This window comes from Streptomyces sp. NPDC005438 (genome assembly GCF_040606315.1).
In the GTDB taxonomy this organism is placed as follows: Bacteria; Actinomycetota; Actinomycetes; order Streptomycetales; family Streptomycetaceae; genus Streptomyces.
Map to the genome: position 1 here is coordinate 434,558 of NZ_JBEXEP010000004.1, position 21,389 is coordinate 455,946.

Annotated in this window: 13 protein-coding genes, 1 pseudogene and 1 riboswitch; of the genes and pseudogenes, 11 read left to right on the plus strand and 3 right to left on the minus strand. The window is 72.4% G+C overall.

Annotated elements, in window-relative coordinates; translation table 11 throughout:
- Positions 1-293 precede the first annotated feature (293 nt).
- The 10 genes and pseudogenes from ABZT14_RS12205 (at position 294) to ABZT14_RS12250 (ending at position 16,409) form a co-directional block, all read left to right on the plus strand.
- On the plus strand, positions 294-2,381 hold the full coding sequence (locus ABZT14_RS12205) for a UvrD-helicase domain-containing protein (RefSeq protein WP_356300066.1): 2,088 nt from the start codon (positions 294-296) through the stop codon (positions 2,379-2,381).
- 110 nt (positions 2,382-2,491) lie between these two features.
- The gene (locus tag ABZT14_RS12210) at positions 2,492-2,980 is read left to right on the plus strand and encodes an N-acetyltransferase (protein ID WP_356300070.1); all 489 of its coding nucleotides are present in this window, start codon (positions 2,492-2,494) and stop codon (positions 2,978-2,980) included.
- Between the two features lie 229 nt (positions 2,981-3,209).
- The gene (tsaD, locus tag ABZT14_RS12215) at positions 3,210-4,280 is read left to right on the plus strand and encodes a tRNA (adenosine(37)-N6)-threonylcarbamoyltransferase complex transferase subunit TsaD (protein WP_356300073.1); all 1,071 of its coding nucleotides are present in this window, start codon (positions 3,210-3,212) and stop codon (positions 4,278-4,280) included.
- 28 nt (positions 4,281-4,308) lie between these two features.
- A complete protein-coding gene (gene alaS / locus ABZT14_RS12220; RefSeq protein ID WP_356300076.1) occupies positions 4,309-6,966 on the plus strand; it encodes an alanine--tRNA ligase in 2,658 nt (885 codons plus the stop codon).
- A 1,543-nt stretch (positions 6,967-8,509) separates the two neighbouring features.
- Positions 8,510-8,699, plus strand: a riboswitch (cobalamin riboswitch).
- Between the two features lie 393 nt (positions 8,700-9,092).
- Entirely contained in the window at positions 9,093-10,595 is a 1,503-nt protein-coding gene (locus tag ABZT14_RS12225; protein ID WP_356300079.1) for a CoA-acylating methylmalonate-semialdehyde dehydrogenase, read from the plus strand.
- 5 nt (positions 10,596-10,600) lie between these two features.
- The gene (locus tag ABZT14_RS12230) at positions 10,601-11,740 is read left to right on the plus strand and encodes an acyl-CoA dehydrogenase family protein (protein ID WP_356300082.1); all 1,140 of its coding nucleotides are present in this window, start codon (positions 10,601-10,603) and stop codon (positions 11,738-11,740) included.
- Positions 11,740-12,765, plus strand: a pseudogene (locus tag ABZT14_RS12235) (enoyl-CoA hydratase/isomerase family protein); the annotation flags it as partial. The gene ABZT14_RS12230 and the pseudogene ABZT14_RS12235, both read left to right, overlap by 1 nt.
- The gene (gene mmsB / locus ABZT14_RS12240; RefSeq protein ID WP_356300199.1) at positions 12,699-13,811 is read left to right on the plus strand and encodes a 3-hydroxyisobutyrate dehydrogenase; all 1,113 of its coding nucleotides are present in this window, start codon (positions 12,699-12,701) and stop codon (positions 13,809-13,811) included. The pseudogene ABZT14_RS12235 and the gene mmsB, both read left to right, overlap by 67 nt.
- Entirely contained in the window at positions 13,812-14,588 is a 777-nt protein-coding gene (locus tag ABZT14_RS12245; protein ID WP_356300085.1) for an enoyl-CoA hydratase, read from the plus strand. It begins immediately after the preceding gene.
- Positions 14,589-15,515: 927 nt separating this feature from the next.
- Positions 15,516-16,409: a hypothetical protein gene (locus ABZT14_RS12250; RefSeq protein ID WP_356300088.1), complete on the plus strand. Its 894-nt coding sequence runs from the start codon at positions 15,516-15,518 to the stop codon at positions 16,407-16,409.
- 812 nt (positions 16,410-17,221) lie between these two features.
- Here ABZT14_RS12250 and ABZT14_RS12255 read toward each other — a convergent pair.
- The 3 genes from ABZT14_RS12255 to ABZT14_RS12265 are packed head-to-tail and all read right to left on the minus strand — an operon-like array spanning position 17,222 to position 19,636.
- Positions 17,222-17,839, minus strand: a complete 618-nt coding sequence (locus ABZT14_RS12255) for a peroxiredoxin (RefSeq protein WP_356300091.1) — start codon at positions 17,837-17,839, stop codon at positions 17,222-17,224.
- 28 nt (positions 17,840-17,867) lie between these two features.
- Complete coding sequence (locus ABZT14_RS12260) at positions 17,868-18,731, minus strand: TIGR03943 family protein (protein WP_356300095.1); 864 nt, start codon at positions 18,729-18,731, stop codon at positions 17,868-17,870.
- Positions 18,728-19,636 carry a permease gene (locus ABZT14_RS12265; protein WP_356300202.1) on the minus strand — a complete coding sequence of 303 codons (909 nt, stop codon included), beginning with the start codon at positions 19,634-19,636 and terminating at the stop codon, positions 18,728-18,730. The genes ABZT14_RS12260 and ABZT14_RS12265 overlap by 4 nt, the downstream gene beginning before the upstream one ends.
- Positions 19,637-20,160: 524 nt before the next feature.
- Here ABZT14_RS12265 and ABZT14_RS12270 point away from each other — a divergent pair.
- On the plus strand, positions 20,161-21,249 hold the full coding sequence (locus tag ABZT14_RS12270) for an alpha/beta hydrolase family protein (protein ID WP_356300098.1): 1,089 nt from the start codon (positions 20,161-20,163) through the stop codon (positions 21,247-21,249).
- Positions 21,250-21,389 lie beyond the last annotated feature (140 nt).

Below are 21,389 nucleotides of genomic sequence, written 5' to 3' on the forward strand. Positions count from 1 at the left end.
ATGGACCGTTTCTTCATGTCCCCCGGACGGTGGCCCGCTACGACCCGCCCCTCTCCCCGTCACGGCCCGCCCCGCCGCGCCGGGCCGGGTCGGCGCCCCGGTGGCCCCCGAGGCCGCCCCCCCAACAGGCCTCGCGGTCGCCGGAGTTGACCGGGGGCCGCCCGCGTGACCCTTCGTACCGAAGCCAACTCCCGCCCCTCCGGGGACGGGTGGCCACCCACCGGGGGCTCGGGCGACACCGAAGACCGGGGGAACCGATCACCCACGGCCACGCTCCGCTCTAAGCTCCTCACATGCCGTACGAGGGGGAGCGCACAAGGGCCGGGGCCTCGGCCGCCCGGCAGGCCCGCCAGGCACGGGACCAGGAACGCCGGCTGTGGCGGGAGTGGCGGGCCGCCCGGGGGCGGGCCGACCGCTGGGAACGGGCCTCCGAGGGTGAACGACGGGTGGCCGCCCACCTGTTGTGGCTGGAGGAGAGGGGCTGGCGGTTGCTGGTGGACCGCCGCTGGCCCGGTACCCGGGCGGCCAACGTCGACATGCTGCTGGTCGGCCCGGGCGGGGTGTTCGTCGTCGACGTCAAGAACTGGCGGGCCCAGCCCACCGTGGAGGACGGCCACCTGGTCAGCGCCGGGGAACGGCGCGACCACGAGCTGGAGAAGCTGCTCGCCGTCACCCGCGCCACCCGGCGCTGCCTCGACGGTCTGGGCCTCAGCCCCGTCGCCGTACAGCCGCTGATGGCCTTCGCCGGGCGGGAGTGGGACACCCGGCTGGACGGGGTACGGCTGCTGGGCGAGCGGCAGTTGGCGCCCACCCTGTCCCGGGAACCGCGCCGGCTCACCGCGCCCCTGGTCCGGCTGATCACCGAACACCTGGAACACTCCTTCCCCGCCTACGAGGATTCCGGCCCCGGCCCCGAGCCCTCCGAGGAGGCCGGCCCCCTGGTCGAGGAGGAGAGCCTGTTCACCCTCGACGCGCTGCGGGACGCCGCCCTGGCCGAGGCCCGCAGGCAGCCCATCGAACGGTGGATGACCTTCCTGCACTCCGACCAGAACGCCCTGGTGCGCCGCGACTGGTCCGGCCCGGCCCGGATCAGCGGACCGGCCGGCACCGGCAAGACCGTGGTGGGTCTGCACCGTGCCGCGTATCTGGCCACCCGCACTCCCGGGCGGGTGCTGTACGTCACCCACGCCCGCAACCTCCCCCGGGTGCAGGCGACCCTGCTGGCCACCATGGCGCCCTCGGTCGCCGACCGGGTCGACTTCCACAGCCTGCACGCCTGGGCCATGGAGTTCCTCCACCAGCACGAACGGCCGGTGCGCATCCACAAGGCCAAGGCCGACACCGCCTTCCACCGCGCCTGGGGCGAGTGGGGCCGGGGCAGCTGCCTGGACGAGATCGACACCGGGCCCCGCTACTGGGAGGAGGAACGCGAGTACGTCATCAAGGGGCGCGGCCTGACCCACTTCGCGCAGTACGCGGCCGTGGAGCGCCGACGCCGCCGGGCGCCCATGGCCGAACGGCACCGACGGCGGATGTGGAAGCTGTACGAGGAGTACGAACGGCGCCGTACCGAGGCCGGCGTACACGACTTCCAGGACGTGCTGTCCCTGGCCGGCCAGCTGCTGCGGGAGGACCCTTCGCGGTCACCGTACGAGGCGGTGATCGTCGACGAGGTACAGGACCTGACCCTGGTGGGACTGCGACTGCTGCACTCCCTGGTGGGCGACCGCCCCAACGGGCTGCTGCTGATCGGCGACGGCCAACAGGCCGTCTACCCGGGCGGGTTCCGGCTGTCCGAGGCCGGCGTGGACGCACGGGGACGCGGCCAGACCCTGTCCATCAACTACCGCAACGCCCGCGAGGTGCTCGACGCCGCCCTGGAGGTGGTCGCCCAGGACCCCTACGAGGACCTGGACGGGGAGCCGGCCGGCGGACGGCGCGAGGTGCACCTCACCTACGAGGAGGGGCGGGTGGTGCGCGCCGAAGCCGAGGACGACGCCGCCCACGACCGGGCGCTGCTGGAGGCGTTGGAGGAACTGCGCGGCCGGGAGGGCTGGGCCGACAGCGCCCTGCTGTGCCCCGACAAGCGGTCCCTGGACCGGTACGGCCGGCTGCTGCACCAGGCCGACATCCCGGTCTGCCCCCTGGAGCGGTACGACGGTCGGCCCGACGAGGGCCTCAAGCTGGGCACCTACGTACGGGCCAAGGGGCTGGAGTTCAAGCGGGTGTACCTGCCCCGGCACGACGCCGCGCTCACCGAGGCACGGCAGACCACCGACGCCCAACTGGCGCGGGAACGCGGGCAGTTGGGCCGCAGTCAACTGTTCGTCGCCATGACCCGGGCCCGTGACCTGCTGTGGCTGGGCAGCGTGACCCGGTGACCGGCCCGGGGAGAGCGCGCGGGGACGGCTTCCGGGACGGCGACCCGCCTCGGGTGGGCGACGGAAAGTAACCGTTTGGCCGGGAACGGCTCGGCGGGAGAGGCTGAACCATGCGCATCAGAGAGGCCACCGAACAGGACTGGGCGGCGATCTGGCCGTTCCTCCAGCGGATCACCGCCGCCGGCGACACCTTCACCTACCCCACCGACCTGGACCACGACAGCGCCCGCGACCTGTGGATGCTGCCCCCACCCGCCCGGGTCGTGGTGGCCGAGGACGAGGACGGCACCGTACTGGGCACCGCCAAGTCGTACGCCAACCAGGCCGGCCCCGGCTCCCACGTGGCCAGCGCCAGCTACATGGTCGACCCCGACCGGCACGGCCGGGGCGTGGGCCGCGCCCTGTGCCAGGACACCCTGCGCTGGGCCCGCGAACAGGGGTTCCACGGAGTGCAGTTCAACGCCGTCGCGGAGACCAACGTCCACGCGGTACACCTCTACCGGTCCCTCGGCTACGAGATCGTCGGCCGGGTCCCCGGCGCCTTCCACCACCCCGCCAAGGGCTACGTCGACCTGCTGGTGATGTACCACCGGTTCTGACCGGCAGCCGGCGCCCGACGACCGGTGTGCGGTGCCCGGCCCGCGGTGGGGGCTCCCCCTCCGAGGGGGATGCCCACCTGCTTCGGCGGGGCGTTGGCGCAGGTCAGGGCGCCGTATCGGAGTTATCCACAGGCCGCGCGGCCGTCCCGGCGATGCGACTACACTCGGTGAACGAATCAGAGAGGGCGGGGCCCGGACCCGCCGAGTTCGACCCGTGATGGAGGACCTCATGGCCACCTCGCCCGTGGTGCTGGGCATCGAGTCGTCCTGCGACGAGACCGGCGCAGGCCTCGTCCAGGACGGCCGGCTGCTGGGCCACGCCCTGTCCTCCAGCATGGAAGAGCACGCGCGGTACGGCGGCGTCGTCCCCGAGATCGCCGCCCGCGCCCACGTGCACGCCCTGATGCCCGTCGTCCACCAGGCCCTGGAGAACGCCCAGCTGACCATGGGCGACATCGGCGCCGTGGCGGTCACCACCGGCCCCGGACTGTCCGGCGCCCTCCAGGTCGGCCTCGCCGGCGCCAAGGGCCTGGCCTACTCCCTCGGCCTCCCGCTGTACGGCGTCCACCACCTCGCCGGCCACGTCGCCGCCGACACCCTGGAACACGGCCCCCTGCCCGACCCCTGTGTCGTCCTCATCGTCTCCGGCGGCCACACCTCGCTGCTGCTGGTGCGCGACCTCGTCCGGGACCCCATCGTCCACCTCGGCGACACCCTCGACGACGCCGCCGGCGAGTGCTTCGACAAGGTCGCCCGCGTCTTCGGCCTGCCCTACCCGGGCGGCCCCGCCATCGACCGTACGGCCCGCGACGGCGACCCGGCCTCGGTACGGTTCCCCCGACCCCTCACCGGCCCCCGCGACGCCCGGTACGCCTTCTCCTTCTCCGGCCTCAAGACGGCCGCCGCCCGCTGGGCCGAGTGGCACCAGGCGCAGGGCCTCGACCTGCCCGTCGCCGACGGCGCCGCCGCCCTCCAGGAAGCGGTCGCCGACGTCCTCACCCGCAAGGCCGTCGCCGCCTGCCAGGAACACCAGGTCGACACCCTCGTCGTGGTCGGCGGAGTCGCCGCCAACTCCCGGGTGCGCTCCCTCGCCGAGCAGCGCTGCCAGGACAAGGGCATCACCCTGCGCGTCCCACCCCTGCGGCTGTGCACCGACAACGGCGCCATGATCGCCGCCGTCGGCGACCTGCTGGTGCGCTCCGGTGCCCAGCCGGCCCCCCTGGACCTGTCCATCGACCCCTCGGCCCCCCTGGAGTACGCGGCGCTCACCCCGCTGACCACCGAGCCCCAGGCCGCCTGAACCGCTCTACCACCCAGGGGAGTTCGCCTTGCGCACCGCCGACATCCGCACCCGTTTCCTGGACTACTTCGCCCAGCGCGGCCACACCGTCCTGCCCAGCGCACCCCTCCCCACCCCGGACCCCGCCCTGCTGTTCGTCAACGCCGGGATGGTCCCCCTCAAGCCCTACCTCACCGGGGAGACCCCGGCCCCCTGGCCCCGGGCCGCCAGCGTGCAGAAGTGCGTCCGCACCCTGGACATCGAGGAGGTCGGCAAGACCACCCGCCACGGCTCGTTCTTCCAGATGAACGGCAACTTCTCCCTGGGTGACTACTTCAAGGAACAGGCCGTCGCCTACGCCTGGGAGCTGTCCACCGCACCCCTCGCCGACGGCGGCTTCGGCCTCGACCCGTCCCGCATCTGGGTCACCGTCCACCACTCCGACGACGAGGCCCGCCAGCTGTGGCAGCGCGTCGCCGACCTCCCCGCCGAGCGGATCGTCTCCCGGGGCGACGAGGACAACTTCTGGTCCATGGGAGCCCCCGGCCCCTGCGGCCCCTGCTCCGAGCTGTACTACGACCGGGGCCCCGCCTACGGCCCCGAGGGCGGCCCCGCCGTCGACGAGGACCGGTTCATGGAGTTCTGGAACCTGGTCTTCATGCAGTACGAGCGCGGGGAGGGCACCGGCAAGACCGGGTACCCCATCCTCGGCGAACTGCCCCGCCGCAACATCGACACCGGCATGGGCCTGGAACGCATGTCCGTCCTCCTCCAGGACGTCGACAACCTCTACGAGATCGACGAGACCCGCCCCCTCCTCGACCACGCCGCCGAACTCTCCGGCGTGCGGTACGGCACCGACCACCGCCAGGACGTCCTCCTGCGCGTCGTCGCCGACCACGTCCGCACCGCCCTGATGCTGCTCGCCGACGAGACCGCCCCCGGCAACGAGGGACGCGGGTACGTACTGCGCCGCATCCTGCGCCGCGCGGTCCGCTCCATGCGCCAACTCGGCTACCACGACCCGGCGTTGCCCGAGCTGCTGCCGCTGGCCCGCGACCTGATGTCCCCCAGCTACCCCGAGGTCCGCGACAACTTCGCCTCCATCAGCGAACGCGCCTACGGCGAGGAGGACACCTTCCGCTCCACCCTCCGCCAGGGCACCACCGTGCTCGACGGCGCGGTGGCCCGGGTCAAGGAGAGCGGGGGCCGCTCCCTCCCCGGAGACCAGGCCTTCCTCCTCCACGACACCTACGGCTTCCCCATCGACCTCACCCTGGAGATGGCCGCCGAACAGGGCGTCGAGGTCGACCGCGAGGGCTTCACCGCCCTGATGAACCAACAGCGTGAACGCGCCCGCGCCGACGCCCGGGCCCGCCGCTCCGGCGGCATCGAGGCCACCGCCCACCTGCGGACCGTCCTCGACCAGTACGGCCCCACCGACTGGCTCGCCTGGGACACCCTCCGCACCGAGTCCAAGGTCCTCGCCCTCCTCGACGCGAACGGCACCAAGGCCGCCGCCACCACGGGCGAGATCGTGCACGTCGTCCTCGACCGCACCCCCTTCTACGCCGAGTCCGGCGGCCAGGACAGCGACGCCGGCCACCTCAGCGACTCCACCATGGAAGCCGAGGTCCTCGACGTCCAACGCCCCCTGCCCGGCATGGTCGTGCACCAGGTCCGCGTCACCGCCGGCGAACTCGTCCGCGACCAGCGGGTGTTCGCCAGCGTCGACCCCGAGTGGCGCCTCGGCGCCCGACAGGCGCACTCCGGCACCCACGTGCTGCACGCCGCCCTCCGCCAGGTGCTGGGCCCCTCCGCCCTCCAGTCCGGCTCCTACAACCGCCCCGGATACCTCCGCCTGGACTTCCCCTGGCGCGGCGGCCTCAGCCGCACCGTCCGCAGCGAGGTCGAGGAGGCCGCCAACCGCGCCCTGCGCCGCGACCTGCCGGTGGAGGTGCGGTGGATGCCGCTCCCGCAGGCACGGGAGGAAGGCGCGCTGGCCCTCTTCGACGAGAACTACGGCGAGGAGGTACGCGTGGTGGAGATCGGCGGCGCCTGGTCCCGGGAACTGTGCGGTGGCACCCACGTGGAGCGGGCCAGCCAGGTCGGCGTGGTGGCCCTCACCTCAGAGGGTTCGGTCGGAGCCGGGATGCGCCGACTGGAGGCCGCCGTGGGGGTCGAGGGGTTCGGGTACCTCGCCCGTGAACGTGACCTGGTCGCCCAGATCGCCGAACAACTCCAGGCCCCGCACGCCGAGTTGCCGGACCGGGTCGCCGGACTGCTGGAGCGGCTGAAGGCCGCCGACCGGGAGCTTGCCCGCCAGCGGGAGCGCACCACCGCCGCCCGCGCCGCCGAACTGGCCGCCCAGGCCAGGGACCACGCCGGCACCCTCGCGGTCACCGCCCGGGAGAAGGGCGACGCCAACAGCGCCCGCTCCCTCGCCCAGTCGGTGCGCGACCAGCTCCCCTCGCGCACCCCCGGAGTGGTGGCGGTCGGTGCCGAACTGGACGGCAAGGTGTCCGTGGTCGTCGCGGTCAACGGCGCCGCCCGGGAGGCCGGCCTCTCCGCCGCCGACCTGGTCAAGGGGCTGCTCGGTGGTCGGGGTGGCGGCTCACCCGAGATCGCCCAGGGCGGGGGCATCCCACCCGCCGATCTCCCTGGCACCCTCGACCAGTTGGGCAAGCGCCTGAGTACGCGCGCGTAAGGGCGCCCCAGGAGCACCGCCCACACCACCGAGGCCCCTCGTGCCCGGGGACGCCCTTCCCGAGAGGGCACCCCGGAGCGCGTTGGGGGACCGACGGGTGCGGGGGCGCCGCGATATGGCTCCCGCCAGGTCACCGAGCGGCCCCTGACCGAGCCCGGTCTTCGCCGCCGCCTCAGCCCCACGAGGGGACCGGGCCACCCAGGGAGGGCCGCGAGGCCGCGAGTTCGGGGCGCCACCGCCCGTACGGAACCTCGGTCCTGTCCGCGCCGCACACCGTTGCCGGGGGCACCGTGGCCACCACAGGGGTGGGGCTCGGCTCCTCACCGAATGTGAGGCTGCCCGGATGGGGTCAGCGGGCCGGCCACCTTCGGGCGCGGTGTGTGGGGTGTCGGGTTGTGGTCCTGAGCCGCCGTGCGCTCGCCCATGGGGGCGGGGGCCGCGAGGTGCCGTGGGGGGGAGCCGCCCGGGCGAGTAGCCCCGTTGCCCCACGAGCCTGTGCCCGCCAGCCCGTCAGCTTGCCCGGTTCGGTAACCCACCCCCTCGGGCGCGGCGTGGGGTGGTTGAGGCGGTGGCGAAGGTCGGCTTCCGGGCGGGGGCCACGAGGTGCCGTGGGGCGAGCCGACCGGGCAACTGTGAGCGCCGGGAGTTGGGTGGTCGGCGGCTCGGGGGTGCCCTCGTTGTGGCAGGGCAGGACAGGACCTGGGGGGTGGGACGGTGGTGCAACGGTGGGTGTTCCAGGCCGGGTTTGCCGGTCAGTGGGTTCCCGAGGCCGGTCGTTGACCGGACTCCCGGCCCTGCACCCCCTGTTCCCGTCCCCACCCCCGACCGCCTCGGCTCGTGGGTTCCGTAACCGCTCTGGGGTGGTCGTACCGGGCGGGCACCGTCCACCGGGGGACCCGGGTAGCACCGTTGCCCCACGAGCCCGTGCCTGCCAGCCCGTCAGCCCGCCAGCTTGCCCGGTTCGGTAACCCACCCCCTCGGGCGCCGCGTGGGGTCGGGTTGTGGTCCTGAGCGGCCGGGCCCTCGCCCATGGGGGCGGGGGCCATGAGGTGCCGTGTGGGGCGAGCCGACCGGGCGAGTAGCCCCGTTGCCCCACGAGCCCGCAGCCCGCCAGCCCGCCAGCTTGCCCGGTTCGGTAACCCACCCCCTCGGGCGCGGCGTGGGGTGGCTGAGGCGGTGGCGAAGGTCGGCTTCCGGGCGGGGGGCCACGAGGTGCCGTGCGGGGGGAGCCGACCGGGCAACCGTGAGGGCCGGGAGTTGGGTGGTCGGCGGCTCGGGGGTGCCCCGTTCGTGGTCACGGTCGCTGCCGACCCCCACAGCCCAGGGCCGGCCCACATGAAGGAACCGGCCGCCTGGCACGCGACGGGCCGGCCACCCGGGCGTGTGCCCTCCGCCACCCCGACGGTTCACGATGAGCCGGTACCCGGCCTCCGCCGTGGGCCGGCGTCAGCCACCCCGGCCCGACCTTCCCCGGGGGCCCAGCCCTCGCCCGTACCGTGGGCGGGCCGGAAGGGGGGACCCTGGACTTACTAGGACGTCCAGCTATATGTTGCGGACGTAAGGTCCGCGGTGCAGGGAAGCTGGTGAGAGTCCAGCACGGTCCCGCCACTGTGACCGGGGAGTACGGCCGCCACCCACTGGAAGATGCCAGGGCCACTGACGCGAGTCGGGAAGGCCGGCGGAGGTGCTGAGATCCGGGAGTCAGGATACCGGCCGCGGATGATCAGCCCTTTCCACGAGGATGGAGCAGGCACATGACACCGGTATCCCCCCGCATCTGTGGTGATCCCACGGGGGCCAGCGCCACACCGGCGCCCTGACGCCCCCGGACCACGTCCCAAGCGCCCACCGGGCCACCGCCACCAGGACACCGACCCCCACTCCGTACGCCGTAGCGCGCCCAACGCGCCAGGACCCCGGACCGCCACGCCCCAGGCAGCGGCACACACCGGGCGACGGCCCCACGGAGCGGACGTCGACGTCCCGGTACCGGCCGTCCCTCGCGTGCGCCCCACAGTGGTCCACCCCCCGGCACCGGCGACGACGGCCACGCACCCCCGCCTGTCCGCGCCCCGGAAGCCGGCGCTCTGCTCACCTCGACCACACCACCAGAGAGCGGGTTGTCCATGGTTCGCGAACTCACCCACTTCGTCGCAGGCAAGCGGGTCCCGGAGGTCTCCGGGCCCTTCGGCGACGTGTACGACCCCAACACCGGCCAGGTACAGGCGCGGGTCCACCTGGCCGACCGCACCCAGACCGAGGCGGCCATCGCCGACGCCGAGGCGGCCCAGCCCGAATGGGCGGCCTGGAACCCCCAGCGCCGCGCCCGGGTCCTGCTGAAGTTCCTGCGCCTGGTCGAACGCGACCAGGACGAACTCGCCGCGCTGCTGTCGGCCGAACACGGCAAGACCCTCGCCGACGCCCACGGCGACATCCAACGGGGCCTGGAGGTCGTGGAGTTCGCGGCCGGCATCCCCCAACTCCTCAAGGGCGACTTCACCGACAACGCCGGCGGCGGCATCGACGTGTACTCGATGCGCCAGCCGATCGGCGTCATCGCCGGCATCTCCCCGTTCAACTTCCCCGCCATGATCCCGCTGTGGCAGTGCGCCCCCGCGCTGGCCTGCGGCAACTCCTTCGTACTGAAGCCGTCCGAGCGGGACCCCTCGGTGCCGCTGCGCCTGGCGGAACTGTTCGTCGAGGCCGGCCTGCCCCCGGGCGTGTTCAACGTGGTCAACGGCGGCAAGGAAGCCGTCGACACCCTGCTCACCGACCCCCGCGTGGGCGCCGTCGGCTTCGTCGGCTCCACCCCCATCGCCGAGTACGTGTACGCCACGGCCAGCGCCCACGGAAAGCGCGCCCAGTGCTTCGGCGGCGCGAAGAACCACCTCGTCGTGATGCCCGACGCCGACCTGGACCAGGTCGTCGACGCCCTGGTGGGCGCCGGCTACGGCTCGGCCGGCGAGCGGTGCATGGCCATCTCCGTCGCCGTACCCGTCGGTGAGGAGACCGCCGACGCCCTCGTCGCCCGCCTCCGCGAACGCATCGCCACCCTGCGGGTGGGCCGCAGCGACGACCCCGAGGCCGACTTCGGACCCCTGGTCGCCCAGAGCGCCCTGGACCGGGTACGCGAACTGATCGACGCCGGAGTGGAGGAAGGCGCCGAACTGGTCGTGGACGGACGGGACTTCACCCTGGACGGCCACCCGGACGGCTACTTCCTGGGCGCCTCCCTCTTCGACCGCGTCACCCCCGACATGCGGATCTACCGCGAGGAGATCTTCGGCCCGGTGCTGTCCGTGGTCCGCGCCGCCGACTACGAGGAGGCCCTGCGCCTGCCCACCGAGCACGAGTACGGCAACGGGGTGTCCGTCTTCACCAGGGACGGCGACACCGCCCGCGACTTCACCCGCCGGGTCGGCGTCGGCATGGTCGGCGTCAACGTACCCATCCCGGTACCGGTCGCGTACCACTCCTTCGGCGGCTGGAAGCGCTCCGGCTTCGGAGACCTCAACCAGTACGGCGAGGACTCCATCCGCTTCTGCACCCGCACCAAGACCGTCACCTCCCGGTGGCCGGCCGGCGGGGTCCGGGAAGGCGCCAGCTTCACCATCCCCACGATGCGGTGACGGCCATGCTGACACTCACCGAGGACCAGCGGGCCCTGGCCGAGACGGCCGAGGACTTCGCCCGCGAACACCTGGCACCCGGCGCCGTGACCTGGGACCAGGACAAGCACTTCCCGGTCGACGTCCTGCGCAAGTCCGCCCAACTCGGGCTGGGCGGCGTGTACGTCGACGAGGACCACGGAGGCAGCGGCCTCAGCCGACTGGACGGAGTGCTGGTCTTCGAGGCGCTCGCCACCGGCTGCCCCTCCATCGCCGGCTACCTGTCCATCCACAACATGGTCGCCTGGATGCTGGACCGCTTCGGCGACCAGCGGCAACGCGACCGCTGGCTGCCCGCCCTGTGCTCCATGGAAGCCCTGGGCAGCTACTGCCTCACCGAAGCCGGCGCCGGCTCCGACGCCGCCGCCCTGTCCACCCGCGCCCGCCGCGACGGCTCCGGCTACGTACTCGACGGGGTGAAACAGTTCATCTCCGGCGCCGGCACCTCACAGGTCTACGTCGTCATGGCCCGCACCGGAGAGGCGGGCCCCCGAGGAGTCAGCGCCTTCGTCGTCGAACGCGACGACCCGGGAGTCTCCTTCGGCCCCAACGAACGGAAGATGGGCTGGAACGCCCAGCCCACCCGCCAGGTGATCCTCGACGGCGTACGACTGGACGAGGACCGCCGACTGGGCCCCGAGGGCGACGGCTTCCGCATGGCCATGCACGGCCTCAACGGCGGCCGGCTCGGCATCGCCGCCTGCTCACTCGGCGGCGCCCGATCCGCCCTCCAACGCGGCGTCGCCTACCTGCGCGACCGGGAGGCCTTCGGCGCCAAACTGATCCGCGCCCAGGCACTCCAGTTCCAACTCGCCGACATGGACACCGAGTTGGAAGCCGCCCGCGCCCTCCTCTGGCGCGCAGCCCACGCCCTGGACGAAGGACGCCGCGAGGCGCCCCGACTCTGCGCCATGGCCAAGCGGTTCGTCACCGACACCGGCTTCGACGTCGCCAACCGGGCACTCCAACTCCACGGCGGCTACGGCTACCTGTCCGAGTACGGAGTGGAGAAGATCGTACGTGACCTGCGCGTACACCAGATTCTGGAAGGGACCAACGAGATCATGCGAGTGATCGTCGCCCGCGAACTCACAGGAGCCGCCTGATGGAGAACACCGCCGAACCCGAGGTGCTGTCCTGGCGGGACGGACGGGCCGGCCACATCCGCCTCAACCGACCCAAGGCCCTCAACTCCCTGACCCACACCATGGTCCGGGAGATCGACCGGGTGCTCCACACCTGGGAGACCGACCCCGACATCGACCACGTGGTGATCACCGGCGCCGGTGAACGCGGCCTGAGCGCCGGCGGCGACATCCGCGCCATCTGGGAGGACGCCCGCACCGGAGGCACCGCCTCCGCCGACTTCTGGCGCGAGGAGTACCTCCTCAACGCCCGTATCGCCCGCTACCCCAAGCCGTACGTCGCCCTCATGGACGGCATCGTCATGGGCGGCGGCATCGGCGTCTCCGCCCACGGCAGCGTCCGCGTCGTCACCGAACGCTCCAAACTCGCCATGCCCGAGACCGGAATCGGCTTCGTCCCCGACGTCGGCGGCACCTACCTGCTGGCCCTCGCCCCCGGCGAACTCGGCACCCACCTCGCCCTCACCGCACAGGCCGTCGGCGCCGCCGACGCCCTGCTGTGCGGACTGGCCGACCACCTGGTCCCCTCCGACCGGCTACCCGAACTACTCGCCGCACTCTCCGCACACACCCCCGCCCAGGTCCTCCCCGATCTCGTCCAACAACCCCCACCTGAGGGGAAGTTGGCCGGCCAACAGGAGTGGATCAACCACTGCTACGCCGCCGACACCGTGGAGGAGATCCTCGACCGGCTCCACACCAGCGGCCAGCCCGAGGCCAAGGAAGCCGCCGAGATGATCAGCGGCAAGTCCCCGGTCTCCCTCAAGGTCACCCTGCGCGCCCTGCGCCAGGCACGCCACCTGGGCCCCCTGGAACAGGTACTCGCCCAGGAGTACCGCACCTCCTGCGCCTCCCTGCGCTCCCCCGACCTCGTCGAGGGCATCCGCGCACAGGTGATCGACAAGGACCGTACCCCCCGCTGGAACCCGCCCACCCTGGGCGAGGTCAGCCCCGAACTCGTCGACAGCTACTTCGCCGAACTCGGCGACCGCGAGCTGGTGTTCGGCGACGACCACACCGGCAACACCGAGGAGGAACCATGGTGAGCCGCATCGCCTGCATCGGACTGGGCAACATGGGCGGCCCGATGGCCGCCAACCTCGTCAAGGCCGGCCACCAGGTCACCGGCTACGACCTGGTACCCGAGGCGGTGACAGCCGCCGAACAGGCCGGAGTCAAGGCCACCCCCACCGCCCGCGAGGCGGTCACCCAGGCCGACGTCGTCCTCACCATGCTCCCCAGCGGCCGTCACGTCCACCAGTGCTACGCCGACGGCGTCCTGGCCGCCGCGCCCGCCAACACCCTGTTCGTGGACTGCTCCACCATCGACGTGGCCGACGCCCGCCAGGCCCGACAGGACGCGGTACGCGCCGGACACCGCGCGGCGGACGCCCCGGTCTCCGGCGGGGTGGTGGGCGCCACCGCCGGCACCCTCACCTTCATGGTGGGCGCCGAGGACGAGGACTTCCCCGTACTGGAGGAACTGCTGTCCGCCATGGGCCGCAGGGTGGTGCACTGCGGCGGCTCCGGGGCCGGCCAGGCCGCCAAGATCTGCAACAACATGATCCTGGCCACCTCGATGATCGCCGTCAGCGAGGCCTTCGCCCTGGGGGAGAAGCTGGGGCTCAGCCACCAGGCCCTGTTCGACGTGGCCTCCACCGCCTCCGGCCAGTGCTGGGCGCTCACCACCAACTGCCCGGTGCCCGGCCCGGTACCCACCAGCCCCGCCAACAACGACTACCGCCCCGGGTTCGCCGCCGCCCTGATGCACAAGGACCTCGGCCTGGCGGCCAACGCCGTACGGTCCACCGGCACCCACGCCGAACTGGGCCTGCACGCGGCCCAGTTGTACGCCGACTTCGTCGAGTCCGGCGGCGGCGACCTGGACTTCTCCGCCATCGCGCGCACCATCAGCGCACACGGCGGGGAGGCGGACGGCGGACCTGACGGCGCCTCCGACGGCGCTTTCGACGGTGTTTCCGAGGGCGCTTTCGACGGCGAAGCACGTGACCCACATGGCGAGGAGCGCTAGATGAGCGAGTACGACACCATCCTGGTCGAACGGCGAGGAAGGGTGGGAGTCCTCACCCTCAACCGGCCCGAGGCGCTCAACGCCCTCAACCTCCAGGTCATGGAGGAGGTCGTCCAGGCGGCCACCACCCTCGACCGCGACCCCGAGATCGGCTGCCTCCTGCTGACCGGTTCCGACCGGGCCTTCGCGGCGGGCGCCGACATCAAGGAGATGCGCCCCCAGAGCTACATGGACGTCTACCTCGCGGACTGGTTCTCCACCTGGGACCGCCTGGCCGAGATCCGCACCCCCACCGTCGCGGCCGTCGCCGGCTACGCCCTGGGCGGCGGCTGCGAACTGGCCATGATGTGCGACGTGTTGCTGGCGGCCGACACCGCCAAGTTCGGCCAGCCGGAGATCAAGCTCGGTGTCATCCCCGGCATCGGCGGCTCCCAGCGGCTGACCCGCGCCGTCGGCAAGGCCAAGGCGATGGAACTCTGCCTGACCGGCCGCACCATGGGTGCCGAGGAGGCCGAGCGGGCCGGCCTGGTCTCCAGGGTCGTGCCCGCCGACGACCTCGCCGCCGAGGCGCACCGCACCGCCGAGACCATCGCCGAGATGTCCGCGCCGGTCGCGATGATGGTCAAGGAGAGCGTCAACCGCTCCTTCGAGACCTCCCTCGCGGAGGGCGTCCGCTTCGAACGGCGCGTCTTCCACGCCACCTTCGCCACCGAGGACCAGAAGGAGGGCATGGCCGCCTTCGTGGAGAAGCGGAAACCCCACTTCCGGCACCGCTGACCCCCCGGTTCGCTCCGCCTCCTCGGCTTACGGCCCCCTGGCTCCCCCCGCTTCACCCCGGTGGGAGTCGGGGGGCCGGTGTGGTGTCGCCGGGGGTGGGGTCGCTTGTCGGGTGCGGGGTTTCGGTGTGGAGGGTTCGGGGGCGGGTGGTGGGTGGGTTGGTTCCGGTGTACGAGGGGTCTGGCCGGTGTTCCGTACGGGGGCCTCGGGGGTGCTGGTGCGGTGTCTTCCCGGGGGCTCGCTTGTTGGGTGCGGGGGTGTGGTGTGGTGTCTTTGGGGGCGGTGGTGGGGTGGGTCGGTTGTCGGGTGTGGGGCTTCGGTGTGGAGGGTTCGGTGTGGAGGGTTCGGCGTGGTGCCTCCGACGGTTGGTGTGCGGACCCGTCCACTTTCTCCGTGGGGCTTCTTGGGGCTCCGGTGCGTCACGCGTGCGGTCACTCCGTACGCCGCCTCGCTTCACGTGTCCCTCGCCACACCCGCGAGCGACACGTGAAGCGAGGCGGATCGGCCGGCGACAGTCAGCCCCCTGGACAACCCGAAGGTGAGTGACGGTCAGCCAACGACCGGTGACCAGAACCGGAACAGGACCGGCCTCCCACCCCCGCGCACAACCGGCGACCTGGACCTGACGGCCCCTGGTATGACATTCCCACCGACGGTACGATGCGCCGGGCTCCTCAGGGGCCGGCACAGAACAGGCGAGTCGCCTCCAACTTCATACGCGAACGACCACCGGGCCGCCGCCAGCCGGCGCCCGTAACCGATCGCGGTGCCCCCGGTGGCCAACTTGCCGCCACGGCACCGCCGTTCACAGCCATGGTCCGCGCAACGGGAACCACCACACCCGTCCCTCCGCCCCCCGCCACAGCCGGTGAGGGGCTGGCGGTGCGGAGGCAGGGGCCCGTCGCGACCCCGACTGGAAGGTGCAGGATGGTGCGTGCCCTCCTCACGAGGCTCACCACAGGCGCCACAGCCTCTCCCACCCTCACCCACAAGGCGGTTCGCGCGTCCACGGTCCTGGCCGCCGCCCTCGCCCTGTTCGCCACGCCGGCCACCCTCGCCCACGCCGACCCGCGTGGCCCCACAGCCGGCCCCTCCCAGGCGGAGGACGGCCCCTGCCGGGACGACGACGGAGTCACGGTGATCGTGGACTTCGGGAACCTGGGTGACACCCTCGCCCGCTGTGTCGAAGGCCCCCAGTCCAGCGCGTTGACCGCGCTCACCAGTGCCGGCTTCACCGTTCAGGGGACCGCCCGCGACGTCTCCCGCGTCTGCCGGGTCGACGGCAAGCCGGAGGCGGAGGCCGAATCCTGCGCGGTTCCATACCCCACCAGCCAGGGGTGGACCTTCTGGAGCGCCAGCGAGGGCGGTACCTGGTTGCGGAGCGGCCGGCTCGACCACACCCACCATCCGGTGCGGAGTGGCGCGTTCGTCGGCTGGGCCTTCCGTACCGGTACGCGTACTCCCACCGCCCCGGACATGTCCCCCAAGCGTGAGGCGCCCGAGGAGAAGCCGAAGGAGGACCGTGAGGAGAAGGGGGACAGGAGTCACCGGACCCCCGCGCGGAGTTCCTCGCCGACCCCGGCCCCCAGTGGCGGTGACGAGGTCGGGCAGGAACAGGTCGTACCCCAGGAGTCGTCGTCGCCGAGCAGCAAGGCGGCGGCCAAACCCCCTCGGGACGTCGACTGGACTGGCGGCGAACGCCTCTCGAACGAGGCGCCTCCCGGTATATCCCTGACCACGTTGGCCGCCGGCATGAGTGTTCTTCTGCTGTTCCTGGTGGGCCTCACCCACCTGTGGCGTCGCCGTACCCGGAAGCGCTGAAGGGCGGCTTGGCTGCTGGGGGTTGGGTTCCGGCGTTGGGGTGGGGCTGTGGTTGGGGTGTTGGGTGAGGGGGTTAGGCCTGGAGGTTTGGGGTGAGCTGCCGTTGGTGCGTTGGTGCGTTGGTGCGTTGGTGCGTTGGTGCGTTGACGTTGGTTGCGGTTGGTGGTGGGGCGTTGGGGTGGGGGGTTGGGAGTGGGAGCGGAGGCTGAGGTGTTGGCGTTGGGCTTGAGTTCGGGGTTCGCGGTCCGGGGTTGTGGGGCTGAGGGGCTTGGTGGGTGAGGTTGGTGGGGTGCTGGCGGGTTGGGGCGGGTGGTGTGGAGCCGTCGGGAGTGGGGCTCGGTTTGGTTGTGGGGGATTTTCCCCGGCCCCCCTTTCCCCCCAAGCCCACCCTCCACCACCTCCTCCGAGACGCCCGAGGGTGCGCACAAACCGGTCCTCAGGCGTGGACGATCTCCGCTCCACCCGTTGTCCACGACGCCGCCCCTGCCCCTCTACGCGAGGAGGGACAGAAGTAGCCGGTCACAACGAGCCCGCACGGTGCACGAACGGAGATCACCGCGGCACCCCCATCATCACCCACCCACCAAAAACCCCCGAAGTTATCCACAGCCACTTATCCACAGGCCCCCACCAAGCAGCCCCAAGCCCCACCGGCCCCATCCCCACCCCAAACCCGCGCCCGCCCCACCCAAGGCACCCCGCCCCACCCAAGGCACCCCGCCCCACCCAAGGCACCCCGCCCCACCCAAGGCACCCCGCCCCACCCAAGGCACCCACTCACCGAACGCCAACCCACCCCCCCCTCACCTCCCTCACCCCACCCCCAACCAGTCGACCACCTGGCGGGGATGCTGGTCGGGGGGAAAGACCGGGTACCACACGTGCTCGATCCGGCCGTCCCGCACCAGCAGGGTGAGCCTGCGGAACAGGCGTTGCCCGCGCGCCTCGAAGGTGGGGAGCCGTAGCTGTCGGGCCAGCCGTAGGTCGGGGTCGGACAGCAGGGGGAACGGGAGGTGGAGCCGTTCGACCACTTCCCTCTGGTACTCCACGTCCTGGCTGGACAGCCCGTACACCCCCTCGGCGCCGGCGGCCAGCAGTTCCTGGTGGTGGTCCCGGAAGGCACAGGCCTGCGGGGTGCAGCCCCGGGCACCGGGGATGGCGTTCCACTCCGGGTCCTCGCCCTGGTCCGGCCGCCGGGTCATCGGGTACAGGTACAGCACCCAACGGCCGGGGCCCAACTGGTCCAGTCGTACCGTCCGGCCGTCGGTGGCGGGCAACTCCAGGGCGGGCAGGGGGAGTTGGGGCAGGTGGTCGGCGGCGCCGTCGTCCGGGGGAGCCGGTAGCCCGGTGGGCAGCTCGGTGGACGCCGTACCGTCCTCGCCGTGGTGTTCCGGCGAGGGCGGTACGGGTTGGGCCCGAGGATCGGGCACGGTCATCTCCGGTTCCGGGAGCGGGCGGTCACCCCTGGCTTCCCGAGGTGGGGACCTGGGCCGGAGGCTTGTCCATGTACGGGTCCGGGGGCTGCGGTACCCGGGTGGCGTTGGCCACGTCCAGGCCGATCTCGGCGCGTGGGGTGCCCAGTTTGCCCTTGGGGTGCCAGGTACCGGTGACGACGACCCAGCTGTCGGCCGGTGGGGCCGGCGTACCGTGCATCCGTACCTTCATGGTCTCGGCGTCCGCCGCGCAGCAGCTGACCACCAGGCGCGACAGGTACCACCCGTCGCCGGACTTCGCCGGGGTGACGAACCCGGTGAGGGCGACCTGCCGCTTCTTCAGGCTCAGCTTGCGGTCCTTCTGGAGCCGCAGGGAGAACTCGCTGATCGTCAGAGGAGCCGGCGCCTTGCCGGGGGGCAGCGGGGAGAAGCGCAGTACCTGGTCCTCCTTGGTCTGCTGGCTCGCCGCCGGTTTGTCGTCGCCCCGGGAGGCGGTGTACGAGCCCAGCGCGGGCGGCGAGAAGAACAGCAGCGCCAGCGCCGGGAGGAACAACAGCCAGGCCACGGCCGGCCCCTGGCTGTGGTCGTGACCGTGACCGCTGCTGCCGCTGCCGCTGTCGTGGTCGTGACCCTGGTCAGAGGAGGTGGAGGCGGACGCCGAGGTGGCCTGGCTGTGGCCACTCTCCTCCGCGAGCCCCCGGCTGACCAGTGGGAAGCCGTCCCGTACCGCCCCGATCGCGCCCATGAGCAGCAGGATGGCGGCGGACAGGATCAGGTAGGGGCGCAGTCCGTCCTTGACGTAGCGCAGAGAGACGTCGCTCAGCACCGTGGAGTGCAGCAGCCCGGTGCCGATCAGCAGCATCAGTACGGTCTGGATGTTCCGCTTCACAGCAGCCACCACCCCACGAGCGCGCTGCAGGCCACGGCGACCACGGCGGTCACGGTGGAGAAGCGCAGTGCGAAGGACCGGCCGAAGGTGCCGGCCTGGAGAGCGATCAGTTTCAGGTCCACCATGGGCCCGACCACCATGAACGCCAGCCGCGCGGTGGGGGAGAACCCGGTGAGGGAGGCGGCCACGAAGGCGTCGGCCTCCGAGCAGACCGCCAGCATGATGGCGAGCGCGGCCAGGAACAGCACCGACAGCCAGGGGGAGTCGGAGAAGATCTCCAGCCAGGAGCGGGGCACCGTCACGTTGAAGGTGGCCGCGGCCATGGCGCCGACGACCAGGAAGCCGCCGGCGTGGAGGAAGTCGTGTTGGAACCCGAGCCGGAACTCCTCCCAGCGGCTGCCCCCTTCCTGGTGACCGGTGTGGCGCCGGGGCATCCGCAGCAGCTTGTCGCTGCCGAAGCGCAGCCACAGCCAGCCCATCAGGATGGAGGTGGCGAGCGAGGCCAGCAGTCGGGCGGCGACCATCTCGGGGCTGTTGGGGAAGGCCACGGCGGTGGACACCAGCACGATGGGGTTGACCGCCGGGGCGGACAGCAGGAAGGCGAGGGCGGCGGCCGGTACCACTCCGCGTCGGATCAGGGAGCCGGCGACCGGTACCGAGGCGCACTCACAGCCGGGCAGCACGACTCCTGCGGCGCTGGCCACGGGTACGGCCAGGGCGGGCCGTTTGGGCAGGGCGGCGGTGAACACCTTCGCCGGTACGAAGGCGTTGATGGCCCCGGAGATGACCGTACCGAGTACCAGGAAGGGAATGGCCTGCACCGTGATGGCGACACAGATGGTCTGCCAGGTACGGAACCCGGGGTGGGTGAGCCAGCCGACCTGTGCCAGTACCACGGTGGTCAGGGCGAGCAGCAGCAGCGCGCCACCCACCAGTGCGGTCCTGGTGGGGCCTGGCGGTCGGTCGGGTGGGGGCGGGGGGTGGTCCGTGGTGGCCGCGGGTTCCGGGCGCGACGTGTCGGTGCGCGTTCCCGCCGCGAGGTCCTCGGTGGCGTCCAAGGGGGCTCCGTAGGTCAGGCGGACTGCGTGCGGTGAGGCGATACGTACGATAACCAGCGAATCCCTCGGTGAGGCCCAGGGAGTTTCCGTGGGGGTGTCGGCCGGCGGCCGGGCACCTCCCAACGTGTCCGTTTTTGGGCCGAGTTGGAGCGCGCTCCTCGGGTGGGCGTGCGGCGGGGCGCGGCGGGTCGTCCGTGCGCTCTCCCCTGATCCGGTGAACCGTCCCCCGGCGTCCCGGACGACCCATGTTGATGTTCCTCGTCCGCTTCAGGCGCTCTTGTCGGAGTGGCCGGAGATGGGCACAGTCAGAGGTGAAATCGATTTCCCGACGCGTCGGCCCACTGAGGCCGGCCCGATCCCGAGGAGTCGTCTTGCCTCGTACGTCACGAAGCCCCCGAACCCCCCGACCCTCCCCCGCTTTCCGGCGCTCGCGGCGCCTCCACCCACCCCGCCGGGGCCGGTTCCGGCTGCTGGCCGTACTGGTGGCGGCGCTGTCGTTGCTGCTGACCCCGCTCGCCCACGCCCAGGCGGAGCCGGGACAGAGACCAGTACCGACCCGAGCCGGGAAGTCCCCGACCTCCGACCGGGCCGCCACCGTGGTGAAGACCCAGCACAGAGCCGGCCGGACGGTGGATCTGACCATCGACTCCCCGGCGCTGGGGCGCGAGGTGATGACCCGGGTGCTGACCCCGCCCGGGTACGAGGAGGAGCCGGACCGCAGCTGGCCGGTGCTGTATCTGCTGCACGGCTGCTGTGACGGCACCGGCGGCTGGAACGACTGGACGGACGCCACCGACGTCGAGGGGCTCACCGCTGACCTCGGGGCGCTGGTCGTGATGCCCGAGGGCGGGCCGGTGGGCTACTACAGCGACTGGTGGAACGGTGGCAACGGCGGCGCTCCCGCCTGGGAGACCTTCCATCTCACCGAGTTGCCGGGCCTGTTGGCGAGCGACATGCGCGCCAGCGACGTCCGGGCGGTGGCCGGGCTGTCCATGGGAGGCACCGGGGCGCTGTCGTACGCGGGTCGGCACCCGGACTTCTTCCGCGCCGCCGCCTCGTTCAGCGGGCGCCTGGACACCCAGGTCGACCCGCAGGGGGTGATGAACCGGCTGCCCCAGTTCGGTGAGGACCCGCTGGCTCTGTGGGGTGACCCCGAGGCGCAGCGTCAGGTGTGGGCGGACCACAATCCGTTGGCCCTGGTGGGCAAGTTGCCGCCGGGGTTCCCGGTGTACGTCTCCAGTGGCAACGGCGTACCGGGTCCCCTGGATCCGCCGGACGCCGGACACGACCCCCTGGAGGAGCAGTTCGGGCACATGGCCGAGGCCTATGTGGCGGCTGCCCGGGAGCACGGTCTGGCGGTGACCGAGGGGCTGTACGGCGCGGGAACGCACACCTGGCCGTACTGGGAACGTGAACTGGGCGCCGCCCTGCCGATGTTGCGCGAGGCCCTGGGGGCCTGAGTACTGCGGGGCGCCCCTGCCGAAAGGCGAGGGCGCCCCGGTGGCCCGGTGGCCCGGTGGCCCGGTGGCCCGGTGGCCCGGTGGCCCGGTGGCCCGGTGGCCCGGTGGCCCGGTGGCCCGGTGGCCCGGTGGCCCGGTGC

Bases quoted from the DNA above. Each gene is read 5' to 3' on its own strand.
- ABZT14_RS12205 (WP_356300066.1), top strand. From the start codon at position 294: ATGCCGTACGAGGGGGAGCGCACAAGGGCCGGGGCCTCGGCCGCCCGG.
- ABZT14_RS12210 (WP_356300070.1), top strand. From the start codon at position 2,492: ATGCGCATCAGAGAGGCCACCGAACAGGACTGGGCGGCGATCTGGCCG.
- tsaD (WP_356300073.1), top strand. From the start codon at position 3,210: ATGGCCACCTCGCCCGTGGTGCTGGGCATCGAGTCGTCCTGCGACGAG.
- ABZT14_RS12225 (WP_356300079.1), top strand. From the start codon at position 9,093: ATGGTTCGCGAACTCACCCACTTCGTCGCAGGCAAGCGGGTCCCGGAG.
- ABZT14_RS12230 (WP_356300082.1), top strand. From the start codon at position 10,601: ATGCTGACACTCACCGAGGACCAGCGGGCCCTGGCCGAGACGGCCGAG.
- ABZT14_RS12245 (WP_356300085.1), top strand. From the start codon at position 13,812: ATGAGCGAGTACGACACCATCCTGGTCGAACGGCGAGGAAGGGTGGGA.
- ABZT14_RS12250 (WP_356300088.1), top strand. From the start codon at position 15,516: ATGGTGCGTGCCCTCCTCACGAGGCTCACCACAGGCGCCACAGCCTCT.